Source organism: Pseudoalteromonas sp. H71 (genome assembly GCF_001468485.1).
Taxonomy (GTDB): domain Bacteria; phylum Pseudomonadota; class Gammaproteobacteria; order Enterobacterales; family Alteromonadaceae; genus Pseudoalteromonas.
This window is the reverse complement of the sequence record NZ_LODI01000008.1, coordinates 8,099-22,339: the sequence shown is the minus strand read 5'-3', so window position 1 is coordinate 22,339 and position 14,241 is coordinate 8,099. Positions and strand designations below refer to the sequence as shown.

Below are 14,241 nucleotides of genomic sequence, written 5' to 3'. Positions count from 1 at the left end.
TACATTAAGCCTAGTATCATTCACATGCAAACATATTTATAACGTATTTTTGATGCCGTTATACGTCGCTCTTAATTGCCGTTTCAGCTTATCGCACTTAACTAAACAGGCAAAAATAGGTAAAAAACAGTTTTAAATTAATCTTAGGTGAACAATGAAACACATAATTAAGGCCTCTCTCTTAACACTGGCGCTAAGCGCTAGTTTAAATACACAAGCAGCACAGTTTTCGTTTTCTTCTAAAGTAGACAGCGACGCACACACATTAATTGTGTTTTATAGCCAAGATGGAAAAAACAACCAATTTAAAAATCTCGACAAACAATTCAATGGTCAGCTACAACGCATAATTGACGTTGAAAATTTTGAAGGTAAATACGCTAAAACAGCACAGCTTATTGCCCCACTAAACAGTAACTACAAACGTATATTAGTTGTTGGCACAGGCAAACAAGACGAGTTAAACAAAGCTCGCATAGCTAAACTAGGCGGAAACATTCACGCTCAGTTAGTTAAATACAAAGCCGATACCGCCAATGTACTATTTGACGATGTAACGGGTGTAGATGCAAACCATTTACTTGCGGCAAACTTTGCACACGGTGCAAACCTGCGAGATCATCGCTTTGAAAAATACAAACAAACTCCTAACACACAAACAGTGACTTACACGTTTGATGTCGACAGCACAAAAAAAACAACTGCAACGTATAAACAGTTAGAAAGTATTCAAGCAGGTGTATTTTTGGCACGCGACCTTACCTCTGAAGTCGCCACCGAAATGACGCCTGTTGATTTTGCAAATACTGCAAAAGAACTTGAATCGTTAGGTGTTACCATTACAATTTTAAAACCAGAGCAACTTAAAGAGCTTGGTATGGGCGCACTAGAAGCCGTTGGCCGCGGAAGCGATCAGGGTGCTCGTTTGGTAGTTGCTCATTATAAAGGCTCTAACGACGACCCTATTGCACTGGTAGGCAAAGGAATAACATTTGACTCGGGCGGATATAGCATTAAAACAGGTGCGTCTATCGCACGTATGAAATCGGACATGGCAGGCGCTGCTGCAGTGCTTGGAACAGTTAAAGCAATGGCCATGGCCAAAGCCGACAAAAACGTTGTAGCAGTAATGGGCATGGCGGCAAATATGGTTTCGCAGTTTGCAGTAGCCCCCGGCGATGTTGTTCGCACCGCAGAAGGTTTAAGTGTTGAAATACTCAACACAGACGCCGAAGGCCGTTTAGTTTTAAGTGATGCAATGTGGTATGCACGTAAACACTTTAACCCTAGCATAATGATTGATGTAGCCACGCTTACCGGTTCTAAAATTCGTGCGGTTGGTAACGAGTATGCGGCCGTGTTCTCAAAAGACGACACACTCGTAAATCAGTTAACACTTGCTGGTAAGCAGGTAAATGAAAACCTATGGCGTTTACCACTAGGTTACAAAGATATGCTTAAATCAGACATAGCCGATATAACAAACGTAGGCTCTGGCGGGCCAGGCGCAACCACTGCAGCGACATTTTTAGAGCATTTTGCTGGGGAAACGCGTTGGGTTCATATTGATATTGCCGGAAATGCATTAGTTAAAAAAGGCAAAGGCGAACTATCACCAGGCGGTACAGGCTATGGTGTGCGCTTGTTAAGCGAATGGTTATTAGCTAACTAATTATATTAAAACGCCAAAAGCCGATGCTTTTGGCGTTTACCCCACTAATTAAATAAAAACCGACTCGCTGTTACACCAATAACAATACCTATCACTAGTACAACAACCGTATAAAACACTCCCTTACTCTCACCAATAGGGCTGGCTATGTTCGATAGCGCTGCACCTGCATCTATTGTAGATTTTGTCTGTGTCGTATCATTGTGTTTAACCAAGCAAGCCTGTTTGGGTTCATCAATAGTTGGGGCTGCACTTTTTATTTCATTATAAATGGGTGTTTCAGTGACTAAGCTCTCAATATCATGGGTGCTAACTTGGTCTGTGTTGCTAGTGTTATTTTGAAATTCTGGTTTGTCATTTAAAGGGGCTTGTATTAACTCCTCGGATATTTTGTCATATTCAAACACCATCACCACTTGATTTGAGCTAACCTGTTCACCTTCATTTATATTTATCTTAGTGACAATTCCGTTAGCCGTGGCAACAATTTCGAGTACTATCTTGTCCGTTTCCACATCAAGCAATGTGTCATCTTTTTTTACGTGTTGCCCCTCAGTCACATATATTTTTGTAACTAAAGCAGACATTGTTGGTTCGGGTAAATGAGGTATTAAAACATCACTGTTCATCGTCCTTCCTTGCTTAATAAATATAATAAATTTACCACTAAAGCCTATCAACCCCTTTGATAGTTAAAAATAATTTTTTAATACACACTGACTCAATTAATTATTTATGCTTTAGCCCATTTTTATTTAACTTGGTTTAAGGCGTCACCCTAAATTTAGTTAAACCAATTAACTGGCCTGATTCAGTCATAACCTTAACTTGCCACTTTCCTACCGCGTTATGTGGAAAATTTACTTTGTGTGTCCAGGCTCTATAACCACTTTTACGCCCTCCACTGATATTAAGCGCTATTTTGTCTACCTGCTTTTTATTGTGTGTCCACACATGAAATATTTTTTCGTTTAGTCCTCGTGGTGCTTTTACCGCTGTCCATGTATAAAGCCCTTTTGCATGTAAAGAGCGTTCATTTAACGTGTTAATATTTCCTATCGGTTTTTTACTTTGCTCATTTACCTCATGCGCTAATGCAATGCTTGTTAAGTGCAGAGCAGCCGGTGGTACAAAGCTTTTTAATTGCCATACGCCTGCACTCAAACTAAATAAAATTATTGCTAAAATAGGTAAACGCCACCACGGCGCATTAGGCATTAAATTAGTAAGACTAGGTAATGTTAACACCACGGCTATAACTAGCGCAGCAGCTAAACTTTGGTTGGTTGTTAAGCTAAACAAAATAGGCAATGTAACAAGTAAAACTACAAACAAAGCAAAATTGTGAAACACCGTAAATAGCGTTCTATTTTTAGCTAATTTTTTATAGTAAAACGGGTCAATAACTGATGCGACTGCACACAATATAATCAGCGATGTAAATACTGCTTGAGGGTGATCCCATTGGGTCACAACTAAAAAAAATGGCAGTGCAAAAAACAAACTCTCTTGCTGAATCATTTGTAATGCAAAACGCGTTACATTGGGTGAAACGCTTACACCAAATCGTTCTTCAACTTTATCACGCAGCCAATTATCTACAATTAACCACAACCAGCTTATAAGTAAAACAACAGCAACAACCTGCGCAAACGACTCCTTTCTATCAACAAGCACATAACTTGCAACGCCCGATAAAAACGCTAAAACAGCCAATAACCCTGGGCGTTTTTGCATTGCAGTAATAAATTGTGTAATCAAGGATTTTAATTTGTTCATTTGCCCGCTTTATAAGTACCAAATGCACTTTATTATTATGAAGTTAGTTACAACAGCTTAGCTAAACATAGATGAACAGAACATAGATAGCCTAATAGCATTATTAATATTGAGTAACTAAATAAGAACGCGGGCCTGTTTTTGGTAATTTGTTTATGTGACGCAAGATAAATATAAAACGTTTTAACTAAACCCTTTGATAAATTAAACGTTAAACAAAGGCCCAACTAAAAACAAACTACGTTATTGATTAGTGGTAGCGCTTTTTTTAAATTGAGATAACCCCCAAAATAGTATGCCAGTGCCAGCACATGAAAGAAAAAAGAATAACCCCAAACCTAAAGGGGAACCCCAATTTAAAATATGATATAAAAATTCCATACACTTGCCTCCAAAAATTGAATTTAGCAAACAGTAACCCAATAATTATAAAAATACTAATTAAAGCTTTTAAAGCTAAAAGAGTAACATTTGGTTCTTTGCTGCTAACGCACTCAAATAGTTTAATTTAAAAAACGCAACTTTTAGGGATATACCAGCTAAATAGCAGTCACTAAAAAAGTGGCAGCGAGAACACAAGCAATCCTCAACAGAAACTTACCGTTGCGCTTACACAAGCAGAATTATTGATATTTTTTAAAAATATAAGCCAACGCTATTATTTAAAACAAAAAAGCACCGCCCAAAGGGCTGTGCTTTTTAATCAACTTATACTCATACGTTTATAAACATGAGTTTACAAACGTATACCGCCGTCTATCTCTACTACACGGCCAGTAAAAAAGTCGTTTTCGATAATATACTGGGCAGTATGAGCTATCTCAGTTGTTTCACCTAAACGTCCTACGGGTGTTACTGCTAGCATGCGTTGTTTGGCTTCTGGCTTCATTACGTCGGTCATAGCGGTGCTAATAACACCCGGTGCAATAGCGCCCACGCGTATACCAAAGCGACCAAGCTCTTTTGCCCATGTAGTGGTGAGTGCCACAACACCTGCTTTTGATGCGGCGTAATTTGTTTGGCCAATATTGCCCGCACGCGCTACGCTCGACATGTTTACAATTACCCCGCCTTTACCTGATTCTATCATGTGGCTTGCAGCTTCGCGCCCTGCCAAAAATACGCCAGTGAGGTTTACATCAATCACTGATTGAAATTGATCAAGCGACATTTTTTTAACCACTTTGCCGTCTTTGGCTTTTATAAACATGCCATCGCGTAAAATGCCGGCGTTGTTAATAAGTACACCAATGTAGCCAAAGTCGTTGTTGATGGTATTAAATACGTTTTCTACTTCGCTCTCTGCGGTTACGTTTGCAGCGTAGCCTTTTATAGTGCCAGATACACCTTCAAGCTGTGATAGCTGCTCGCACGCTGTATTTAATAGATCTTGCGCCATATCAATTAACGCAATGTTAGCGCCCATTAGGGCAAACTTTTGCGCCATTGCAAAACCTAAACCTTGTGCGCCACCGGTAATAACGACGGTATTATTTTTGATTTCCACAATACTTTCCTACTTTGAAAACAATTTAAATATGGCACTAAAATCATCACTGCCAGCACCTTGGTGCTGGAGCATGGTGTACAAGTTTTTTGCCATAGAACCCATAGGGGTTGATGAATTACTTTGCTGTGCGGCTTCCATGGCAAGGCCTAAGTCTTTTGCCATTAAATCGACCATAAAGCCTGGCTTATAATTATTACTAGCCGGTGCTGTTTCCATTACATCAGGACATGGATTATAAAGCTCAAGCGTCCAGTTACGACCAGAACTTGCGGTCATAATGTCGCTAAGTACTTTTGGATCTAACCCATTGTTAATACCCATTTGTATTGCTTCACTTGTGCCTGCCATTAATATACTAAGCAGCATATTGTTGCATATTTTAGCAACTTGGCCTGCACCAATATCGCCTGCATGGAATATGTTTTTACCCATATCTACCAATACGGTGTGTGCTTTTTCAAATGCTGTTTGTTCACCACCCACAATAAAGGTCAACGTGCCAGCCGCTGCACCTGCAACACCGCCTGATACTGGTGCATCTACAAAGCTAATGCCCTGCTCTCCAAGTGCGCTGCCAACCACACGGGCCGACTCTGCATCTATTGTGGAGCAATCAATCACTAAGGTGTTTTTACTAAGCACATTAATCAAGCCGCTATCGTCGTTATTGCCTAAATAAAGCGATTTAACATGCTTGCCCGCTGGCAACATACTAATAAGTATATCGGCATTGGTTGCGCATGCTTTTGCATTTTCAGCTACGTGTGCACCTTTGCTTGCAAGTTCATTTAAGACCGACTGGTTTAAATCGAATGCCGTAACACTGTGGCCGGCTTTAATTAAGTTAGCCGCCATTGGACCGCCCATATTTCCTAAACCGATAAAACCAATGTTAAGTTTACTCATCGTCTTTCCTTTATTTTTGTGTTGCCGTGTCTAGGTCATCAAGTGGGTGGTTTTCGCCAAATCTGTTAGCAAAAAAGCTCTTTATTATTGTTTGTGGTACATCACTAAGTGTTTTGTATTGCCAATTAGGCGCGCCGTCTTTATCTATTAATAGCGCTCTTACGCCTTCTTGAAATTCGCCAACTTCACCGGCTCTAACCGACATACCTAGTTCCATTTTAAAACAGTCTAAAAGGCTTTTATCTTTACTTGCTTTTAGTTGCTCACTGACTAACGCACAGCTTAGTGGGCAACCATGTTTTAACGATTTTTGTGCACGTTGCAACCACTTATCGTCGGTGTTTAAACTTAGTAGGTAATCCACTTGTTGTTGTAAAGTACTTAAATCACCTAACTGTTGAATGGTGTCTAAATTAGCCTTAACGTTGCCTTTTGGCATATCTGCAGACTTCGCATTTAACTGATTTAATAAATTAGTTAATACTCTGTGGTTGTCGCTTGGAGTACTAGCCCAGCTGGTGGCTAAAATAGTATTTAGCATAGTGTTATATAGACTGCTGTCGATAAAGTGATCGGCAAGCGATACAAAACATGCATCATCGCAATTAATAGACGCTGACGTTAATCCTAAAAACAAGCCAACACTTTTAGGCATGTTGTGCAAAAAATGGCTGCCGCCAACATCGGGGTATAACCCTATTGTTTGTTCTGGCATGGCTATACGTGAAGTTTCGGTAACAACACGGTGGCTTGCGCCAGCCATTAGCCCTAATCCGCCGCCCATTACAATGCCGTTACCCCAAACAAGAATAGGTTTAGCGAAGGTGTGTATTAGGTAGTCAAGCTTATATTCTTGTGTAAAAAAATCTTCAACTAAACTTGTGGGCTCACCTTGTGCCATTGCATGATACAAGCTGACTACATCGCCACCTGCGCAAAACGCTTTGTCCCCTGCGCCTTTTAAAATAACCATTGCGATGGCATCGTCGTTTGCCCATGCCTTTAGCTGAGGGGTAAGCAATTTGATCATGTTAAAATTAAGCGCATTTAACGACTTAGGTGCATTAAGTGTAATAAGCCCAATTAAACGGCCATTGGCCGCGGTTGCCGTCTCAAAAAGTACCGAATCATCCGCTTTATTTAATAAGGTTAAATTACTCATTAGCCATTGACCCATTTTGCTTTTCGTTTTTCTAAAAAGGCATTAACGCCTTCTTTTTGATCGTCAGTATCAAATAAACCAACAAACAGTTCGCGCTCAAATGGTAAAACGCTCGCCATGGGTTGGTGGCGCCCTTTTTGAATCAATGTTTTACATGCCGCAACCGAGCTAGGGCTTTGCTCACTCACTAGGTTTGCAAGATTAAGCGCAGCAGCAAAACTCTCACCTTGGCCAACAACCTCTTCGACTAAACCAATGTGTAATGCTTTATCAGCTTTTAATCGCTCGCCACATAAAATCATACGCTTTGCCCAGCCTTCGCCAACTAACCAAGCGAGATTTTGGGTGCCACCCGCACACGGTAATAAACCGACTTTTGCTTCAGGGAGTGCCATTTGTGCTTGTTGTTCAGCAATGCGTATATCACACGCTAAAGCGACCTCTAAACCGCCGCCCATGGCATACCCGTTTATTGCTGCAACCGACACACCTCTATAGTTAGTCAATGCTTCAAATGCTTCGCCAAATACACGTGACATGTCTGCAGCGATGCCTTTATCGCCACTGGCAAATACATTAAGGTCGGCGCCTGCGCTAAAAAACTTCTCGCCTTCACCGGTTAGTACTAACGCATAAATATTTTTATCATTATTAAGCGCATCAACTTTATTTTTTAAATCAATTAAAGTGTCTTTTGTCCAGGTATTCGCTGGCGGGTTAGACATAGTTAAAATAGCAACATGGCCTTGGGTGGTTAACTCAATACTTGGTTTTGATTCAGACATACCGTGCTCCTTATAAAATTTCGCTTGCAGACTCAGCTAAAATTCGGCGCGCTATAATTACACGCATTATTTCGTTTGTGCCTTCCAGTATTTGATGTACGCGCACGTCACGTACGTGGCGCTCTAATGGGTATTCTTTTATGTAACCGTAACCACCATGTATTTGAAGCGCTTCATTACAAACTGTAAAGCCAACATCGGTTGCAAACCGTTTTGCCATGGCACAATAGGTGGTTTTTTCGCTGTCGCCCGTATCAAGTTTAAATGCCGCAAGCCTTACCATTTGGCGAGCAGCTACAAGCTCTGTATTCATATCTGCAATTTTAAATTGTAACGCTTGAAAAGCAGCCAGCGGTTTACCAAATTGTGAGCGTTCTTTTAAATATTCGCGTGCTGTATTTAAAGCGGCCTGTGCTGTACCAATTGAGCAGGTGGCAATGTTAATTCGCCCGCCATCAAGGCCTTGCATTGCAAACTTAAAACCTTCGCCTTCAGCCCCTAGTAAGTTATGTGCGGGAATACGCACATCTTCAAAGCTAATTAAGCGTGTAGGCTGTGCATTCCAACCCATTTTTTCTTCTGCTTTGCCATATTCAACACCTTTTGCATCAGCAGGTACTACAAACGCAGAAATACCCGCAGCGCCTTCGCCACCAGTACGCGCCATTACAACGAGCACTTCGGTTTCACCCGCGCCCGATATAAACATTTTAGAGCCGTTAATAACGTACTCGTCGCCATCGCGTACTGCTTTGGTTTTAAGCGACGCAGCGTCTGAGCCTGACCCAGGCTCGGTTAAACAGTATGATGCTAATAACTCACCCATTACTAATTGTTCTACGTATTGATCTTTTATTGCGTCGGTACCAAAACTGGCAACCATCCACGTAGCCATATTATGAATAGTAAGCATGGCGGTAGTTGCCGTACAGCCTAGCGCAAGCTGCTCAAAAATAATGCTTGAGTCTAAACGTGATAAACCAAGGCCACCGGCTTCTTCTGGTGTGTATAAACCACAAAAGCCTAATTCTCCGGCTGCTTTAATTGTGTCTTTAGGAAAAATATGCTCGCGATCCCATTTAGCCGCATGAGGTGCAAGCTCTGACTCGGCAAATTGGCGAGCAGTTTGTGCAAAGGCTTGTTGGTCTTCTGATAAGTTAAAGTCCATGGTAGACCTCTTTAGTTGTGTGTTGTCAGTTTTCCCGTAACGGGATTGTGAGTGAAGAGCGGCGAAGGCTTATTTATGTGTGTGTGAAAAACCTTCGCGCCCGTCTTTGTTATTATTTTTAGTGTGTGATTATTAATTATTTTAAGTTAATGCTCATATTAGGCCCTGAAGCGATATCGTCTTCAAACCAACGTGAGGTAATGGTTTTTGTTTCTGTGTAAAAACGAATACCTTGCTTACCATATGTATGAGTATCGCCATAAAAAGAGCCTTTCCAACCCGTAAATGAGAAAAACGGCAGTGGCACCGGAATTGGCACATTAATACCCACTTGGCCAACTTCAATTTCGTGCTGAAATTTACGTGCAACTGCACCGCTTGAAGTAAATAGTGAAGTACCATTGCCATATGGGCTTTCGTTAATTAGGGCGATGGCTTCTTCTAATGTGTCTACAAACATACACGCTAAAACAGGACCAAAAATCTCTTCTTTATATAAGTCCATTTCTTTTGTAACGTCTGTAAATAAAGTTGGGCCAACCCAGTTACCTTGCTCGTAACCTTCTACTGTAAAGTGAGAGCCATCTATTAAACAGGTTGCACCTTGTTCTTTACCGCTTTCAATAAGTGATAAAATGCGCTCTTTTGCCGCTTTTGATGTCTGCGGTCCGTAGGCAGCGTCTTTGTCGTCCCATAAACCTGGGCGTACTTTTTCAAAGCCTGCTTTTATTTCATCTACCCATTCACTCGCTTGACCAACAAATACAGCAACCGAAATTCCCATACAACGTTGCCCTGCAGCACCAACAGATGCACCAACCAAGTTATTGACAACATGCGACTTACTCGCATCAGGCATAATAACCATATGGTTTTTTGCGCCCACACACGCTTGTACACGTTTAAGGTTTTGTGTGCCTTTAGAGTAAATGTACGCACCTACACCACACGAACCTACAAACGAAATAGCACGAACGGCTTTATCTTCTAGTAAGCGGTCTACTTGTGGTTTTGTACCATGAACAATTTGCAGTACGCCTTTAGGTGCACCCGCTTCAATAAATAGTTCAGCTAAGCGCATTGGTGTTAGAGGGTCTTGCTCTGATGGTTTTAATATAAATGTGTTACCACACACAATTGCCAGCGGAAACATCCAAAGTGGGATCATCGCCGGAAAGTTAAATGGCGTAACACCCGCACACACACCTAATGGTTGCATGTATGAATACGTATCGATTTTACGCGCTACGTTTTCCATTGTTTCGCCCATCATCAGCGAAGGCGCATTTGCAGCTTGTTCTACAACTTCTATACCACGCCATACATCGCCTTTTGCATCTTCAAAGGTTTTGCCTAATTCGTGACAAATAATAGTGGCTAGCTCGTCATGGTGTTCTTTTAAAAGCGCAGCGTATTTCATCATGATGCGTGCGCGTTCTGTGATTGGAACATCTTTCCATGTTTTAAATGTTTCAGAGGCTGAAGCAATGGCTGCATCCATTTCTGCATCGGTGGTACAAGGAACCTGTGCTAAAACCTCTTGGTTTGCTGGGTTTATAACATCGATTAGCTCTTTGGAAGTTGATTTAATAAATTCGCCATCTATTAATAGTGGAACTTGGTGCATGGGTAAATCCTATTATATTAGTGTGTTAGTTTTAAAAATAACGCAGCTTTATTATTGTTATGTTGCTGCGTATTTTTAATGTGATTGGTACTTAGAAAGCTTCTACTGCCATTGCAACGGCTTCACCGCCACCAATACATAAAGAAGCAACCCCTTTTTTAAGGCCACGATTTTTAAGTGCATGAATAAGCGTAACTAAAATACGTGCGCCACTGGCACCAATTGGGTGGCCAAGTGCACACGCTCCACCGTTTACATTCACTTTGCTTTCGTCAAGCTTAAGCTCGTTAATAGCAAGCATTGTTACCATGGCAAACGCTTCATTAATTTCCCAAAGGTCAACGTCATCCGTTGTCCAACCGGCTTTATCAAGCACACTATTCATTGCGCCTACAGGTGCTACGGTAAATTCGCTAGGTTTTTGAGAATGTGTGCTGTGAGCAACAATTCTACAAAGGGGTGTTAGGCCCTCAGCCTTGGCTTTTGATTCGCTCATGAGTATGAGTGCGGCACCACCATCTGAAATAGATGATGAGTTAGCCGCAGTGATTGTGCCGTCTTTTTTAAATGCGGCACGTAAGCTTGGGATTTTTTCAGGACGTGCATTACCCGGTTGCTCATCAACCGATACGGTTACATCGCCTTTTCGTGTTTGTAATATGTGTGGCGCTATTTCGTTTTCAAAGCTGCCGTTTTCAATTGCAGCATTCGCTTTACTTAACGAACTTAACGCAAAATTATCCATTTGTTCACGGCCAATGCCATACTCGTCGGCGGTGTCTTGTGCAAAACACCCCATTGCTTTGTTATCGTAAGCGTCTTCGAGGCCATCGCTCATCATATGGTCTTTAATTTCACCGTGGCCCATGCGCATACCGCCACGCGCTTTTGGAATAAAGTAAGGGGCGTTGGTCATGCTTTCCATACCACCAGCAATAGCTGTTTGTATAGAGCCGGCTTTTATTAAGTCGTTAGCCAGCATGGCTGCTTTTAGTCCTGAACCGCAAACTTTGTTAATTGTAGTCGCACCCGTACTTAGTGCGAGCCCTGCTTTAAGCATGGCTTGACGAGCTGGCGCTTGGCCTAAACCAGCGGGAAGTACACAGCCCATAATCACTTCGTCAATTGCGTCGCTATTTAATCCGGTTTGCGCTAATGCACTTGCAATAGCCGTTGCACCTAATTCAGTAGACTGAGCATCGCTTAGCGCGCCCATAAAACCACCCATAGGCGTGCGTTTTGCAGCTACAATTACCACTGATTCTAAAGACATTGCTAACTCCATTGTATTTAAAGGTAAATAGTTGTTAGAATATTTACTCTATTAATTGTGTTTTAAATTATTATTTAATAAGCATACACAATACTAACGTTTACGCTAACGTCAACTAAAAACAGTTAAAATTATACTTTTTAAACTGTAAGGTTTCTTTGCCACTTTTAGTTAATGCAGCTCCCACGCACATTAAGTGTATGTAATTTAAATATTTAAATTGCATTTACTGTTAACCACCGCATTTGTATTTATTTCATATCAGCCAGCACTTTACCTTTACGTAAACTTCACTTATATTGGAGTTATTCGAATGAGGTAAATTCAACTATGAAACCAGATAATCAAACAAACTTTGCAAGTTCTGCCACTATACCAACCAGTAATGAACAAACTTTTAGCATTAGCGATTTAGCTAAAGAGTTTGACATTACAACGCGCTCTATACGCTTTTACGAAGACCAAGGGCTTTTATCACCCGATCGTAATGGCCAAACCCGTATTTATTCTAAGCGCGACAAAGTACGCCTAAAGCTTATATTACGTGGTAAACGTTTAGGTTTTACGCTTGCCGAAACAGGCCGTTTGTTTGAATTGTATGACGCTGATAAATCAAGCGCTAAACAGCTAGTCACAATGCTTGATCTGATTTCAGAGAAAAAGGCCGACCTTTCGCAACAAATGGACGACATTAAAGTTGTTTTAATGGAACTCGTTACCGCGGAAAGACGCTGCAGAGACACACTTAATAAAATAGACGAGTAGTTTATTTTAAAAACAAAAACACACTGATAACACACACTCACACAGGAATGAATCATGAGCACTATTTCACTTTATAAAGAGATGAACTTTGGTCTTGGCGAAACCGCCGATATGATACGCGACCATGTAAATAGTTTTTCAAGCCAAGAAATTGCGCCGCTTGCTGAACAGACCGATATTGACAACACATTTCCAAATCAACTGTGGCCGCAAATGGGCGAAATGGGCGTATTAGGTATGACTGTGCCTGAAGAGTTTGGTGGTGCTGGTTTAGGCTACTTAGAGCACGTAATTGCAATGGAAGAAATTAGCCGTGCAAGTGCGTCTATTGGCTTAAGTTATGGCGCACACTCAAACCTGTGTGTAAATCAAATTAACCGTAACGGTAACCAAGCTCAAAAAGAAAAGTACCTACCAAAGCTTATTAGCGGCGAACATATTGGTGCACTAGCAATGAGCGAGCCAAATGCGGGTTCGGACGTGGTATCGATGAAACTTAAAGCTGAGAAAAAAGGCGATAAGTACATTTTAAACGGTAACAAAATGTGGATCACTAATGGCCCGGATGCAGACACTCTGGTTATTTACGCTAAAACTGATTTAAACGCCGGCGCTAAAGGCATAACAGCATTTATTGTGGAAAAAACATTCCCTGGTTTTTCTACAGCGCAAAAGCTCGACAAATTGGGGATGCGTGGTTCAAACACCTGTGAGTTAGTATTTGAAAACTGCGAAGTACCAGAAGAAAATATTTTAGGGAACCTCAACGAAGGCGTAAAAGTACTTATGAGCGGTCTAGATTACGAGCGTGTTGTACTTGCCGCGGGCCCGCTTGGCATCATGCAAGCGTGTATGGATATAGTAGTGCCTTACATTCATGAGCGTAAACAGTTTGATACCCCTATTGGGCAATTCCAGCTTATTCAAGGCAAAGTTGCCGACATGTACACACAAATGAACGCTGCCCGTTCATACGTTTACACGGTAGCTAAAGCCTGTGACCGCGGCGAAACAACGCGTAAAGATGCCGCGGGTGCCATTTTATACGCCGCTGAGCTTGCAACCAAAATGGCGCTTGATGCGATTCAAATTCTTGGTGGTAACGGATACATAAACGAATACGCAACGGGCCGATTACTACGTGACGCTAAATTATATGAAATTGGTGCCGGCACGTCTGAAATTCGCCGCATGCTAATTGGCCGCGAACTATTCACTGAAAGCCGCTAAGGATTAGATTATGACGATTTTAAAATCGAGCGTAAATCCACACGATCCTACTTTTGTGCAAAATCATAAAAACATGTCGATGCTGGTGGATGATTTACGCGATAAAGTAGCAACAATTAGTTTAGGTGGTGGCGCTGCTTTAAAAGAGCGCCATGAAGGCCGCGGTAAATTATTTGTACGAGACCGTATAAGTACATTAATTGACGAAGGTTCACCATTTTTAGAAGTTTCTCAATTTGCGGCATTTGGCGTATATGAGCAAGCTATCCCGTGTGCAGGTGTCGTAGCTGGTATTGGCCGTGTAAAAGGTATTGAATGCATGATCATTGCAAACGATGCGACGGTTAAAGGCGGCACCTACTTT

The 14,241-nt window shown here is 41.5% G+C and carries 13 protein-coding genes; 4 read left to right on the top strand and 9 right to left on the bottom strand.

Annotated features, from left to right (window positions below; genetic code table 11):
• The first annotated feature begins 154 nt into the window (after window positions 1–154).
• Complete coding sequence (locus tag ATS71_RS05975; protein WP_058403989.1) at window positions 155–1,672, top strand: leucyl aminopeptidase; 1,518 nt, start codon at window positions 155–157, stop codon at window positions 1,670–1,672.
• Window positions 1,673–1,716: 44 nt separating this feature from the next.
• Here ATS71_RS05975 and ATS71_RS05970 read toward each other — a convergent pair whose 3' ends face one another.
• The 9 genes from ATS71_RS05970 to ATS71_RS05925 all read right to left on the bottom strand — a co-directional run bounded on the left by ATS71_RS05970 (window position 1,717) and on the right by ATS71_RS05925 (window position 11,882).
• Window positions 1,717–2,301 (bottom strand): lipoyl domain-containing protein, encoded by a 585-nt coding sequence (locus ATS71_RS05970; RefSeq protein WP_058403988.1) that lies wholly within the window; start codon window positions 2,299–2,301, stop codon window positions 1,717–1,719.
• 136 nt (window positions 2,302–2,437) lie between these two features.
• Entirely contained in the window at window positions 2,438–3,451 is a 1,014-nt protein-coding gene (locus ATS71_RS05965) for a DUF5924 family protein (protein WP_058403987.1), read from the bottom strand.
• 736 nt (window positions 3,452–4,187) lie between these two features.
• Window positions 4,188–4,958: an SDR family oxidoreductase gene (locus ATS71_RS05955; RefSeq protein WP_058403985.1), complete on the bottom strand. Its 771-nt coding sequence runs from the start codon at window positions 4,956–4,958 to the stop codon at window positions 4,188–4,190.
• Window positions 4,959–4,967: 9 nt separating this feature from the next.
• Window positions 4,968–5,867 (bottom strand): 3-hydroxyisobutyrate dehydrogenase, encoded by a 900-nt coding sequence (gene mmsB, locus ATS71_RS05950; RefSeq protein WP_058403984.1) that lies wholly within the window; start codon window positions 5,865–5,867, stop codon window positions 4,968–4,970.
• A 10-nt stretch (window positions 5,868–5,877) separates the two neighbouring features.
• The gene (locus tag ATS71_RS05945) at window positions 5,878–7,029 is read right to left on the bottom strand and encodes an enoyl-CoA hydratase/isomerase family protein (RefSeq protein WP_058403983.1); all 1,152 of its coding nucleotides are present in this window, start codon (window positions 7,027–7,029) and stop codon (window positions 5,878–5,880) included.
• Complete coding sequence (locus tag ATS71_RS05940; RefSeq protein ID WP_058403982.1) at window positions 7,029–7,814, bottom strand: enoyl-CoA hydratase; 786 nt, start codon at window positions 7,812–7,814, stop codon at window positions 7,029–7,031. The genes ATS71_RS05945 and ATS71_RS05940 overlap by 1 nt, the downstream gene beginning before the upstream one ends.
• Before the next feature lie 10 nt (window positions 7,815–7,824).
• A complete protein-coding gene (locus tag ATS71_RS05935) occupies window positions 7,825–8,982 on the bottom strand; it encodes an acyl-CoA dehydrogenase family protein (RefSeq protein ID WP_058403981.1) in 1,158 nt (385 codons plus the stop codon).
• A 136-nt stretch (window positions 8,983–9,118) separates the two neighbouring features.
• Window positions 9,119–10,609: a CoA-acylating methylmalonate-semialdehyde dehydrogenase gene (locus tag ATS71_RS05930; RefSeq protein WP_058403980.1), complete on the bottom strand. Its 1,491-nt coding sequence runs from the start codon at window positions 10,607–10,609 to the stop codon at window positions 9,119–9,121.
• Between the two features lie 91 nt (window positions 10,610–10,700).
• Window positions 10,701–11,882: a thiolase family protein gene (locus tag ATS71_RS05925; RefSeq protein ID WP_058403979.1), complete on the bottom strand. Its 1,182-nt coding sequence runs from the start codon at window positions 11,880–11,882 to the stop codon at window positions 10,701–10,703.
• 330 nt (window positions 11,883–12,212) lie between these two features.
• Here ATS71_RS05925 and ATS71_RS05920 point away from each other — a divergent pair, with 330 nt between their 5' ends.
• From ATS71_RS05920 to ATS71_RS18840, 3 genes are all read left to right on the top strand, one after another.
• Window positions 12,213–12,647, top strand: coding sequence for a MerR family transcriptional regulator (locus ATS71_RS05920; RefSeq protein WP_010557391.1), 435 nt, complete (start codon window positions 12,213–12,215; stop codon window positions 12,645–12,647).
• Window positions 12,648–12,701: 54 nt separating this feature from the next.
• Entirely contained in the window at window positions 12,702–13,877 is a 1,176-nt protein-coding gene (locus ATS71_RS05915) for an isovaleryl-CoA dehydrogenase (RefSeq protein ID WP_058403978.1), read from the top strand.
• A 10-nt stretch (window positions 13,878–13,887) separates the two neighbouring features.
• On the top strand, window positions 13,888–14,241 hold a 354-nt coding region (locus ATS71_RS18840), incomplete at its 3' end, for a carboxyl transferase domain-containing protein (protein WP_327078234.1).

What these genes read in the sequence shown, in the direction of transcription:
- ATS71_RS05975 (WP_058403989.1), top strand. Translation starts at nt 155, where the DNA reads ATGAAACACATAATTAAGGCCTCTCTCTTAACACTGGCGCTAAGCGCT.
- ATS71_RS05970 (WP_058403988.1), bottom strand. Translation starts at nt 2,301, where the DNA reads ATGAACAGTGATGTTTTAATACCTCATTTACCCGAACCAACAATGTCT.
- ATS71_RS05965 (WP_058403987.1), bottom strand. Translation starts at nt 3,451, where the DNA reads ATGAACAAATTAAAATCCTTGATTACACAATTTATTACTGCAATGCAA.
- mmsB (WP_058403984.1), bottom strand. Translation starts at nt 5,867, where the DNA reads ATGAGTAAACTTAACATTGGTTTTATCGGTTTAGGAAATATGGGCGGT.
- ATS71_RS05945 (WP_058403983.1), bottom strand. Translation starts at nt 7,029, where the DNA reads ATGAGTAATTTAACCTTATTAAATAAAGCGGATGATTCGGTACTTTTT.
- ATS71_RS05940 (WP_058403982.1), bottom strand. Translation starts at nt 7,814, where the DNA reads ATGTCTGAATCAAAACCAAGTATTGAGTTAACCACCCAAGGCCATGTT.
- ATS71_RS05935 (WP_058403981.1), bottom strand. Translation starts at nt 8,982, where the DNA reads ATGGACTTTAACTTATCAGAAGACCAACAAGCCTTTGCACAAACTGCT.
- ATS71_RS05930 (WP_058403980.1), bottom strand. Translation starts at nt 10,609, where the DNA reads ATGCACCAAGTTCCACTATTAATAGATGGCGAATTTATTAAATCAACT.
- ATS71_RS05925 (WP_058403979.1), bottom strand. Translation starts at nt 11,882, where the DNA reads ATGTCTTTAGAATCAGTGGTAATTGTAGCTGCAAAACGCACGCCTATG.
- ATS71_RS05920 (WP_010557391.1), top strand. Translation starts at nt 12,213, where the DNA reads ATGAAACCAGATAATCAAACAAACTTTGCAAGTTCTGCCACTATACCA.
- ATS71_RS05915 (WP_058403978.1), top strand. Translation starts at nt 12,702, where the DNA reads ATGAGCACTATTTCACTTTATAAAGAGATGAACTTTGGTCTTGGCGAA.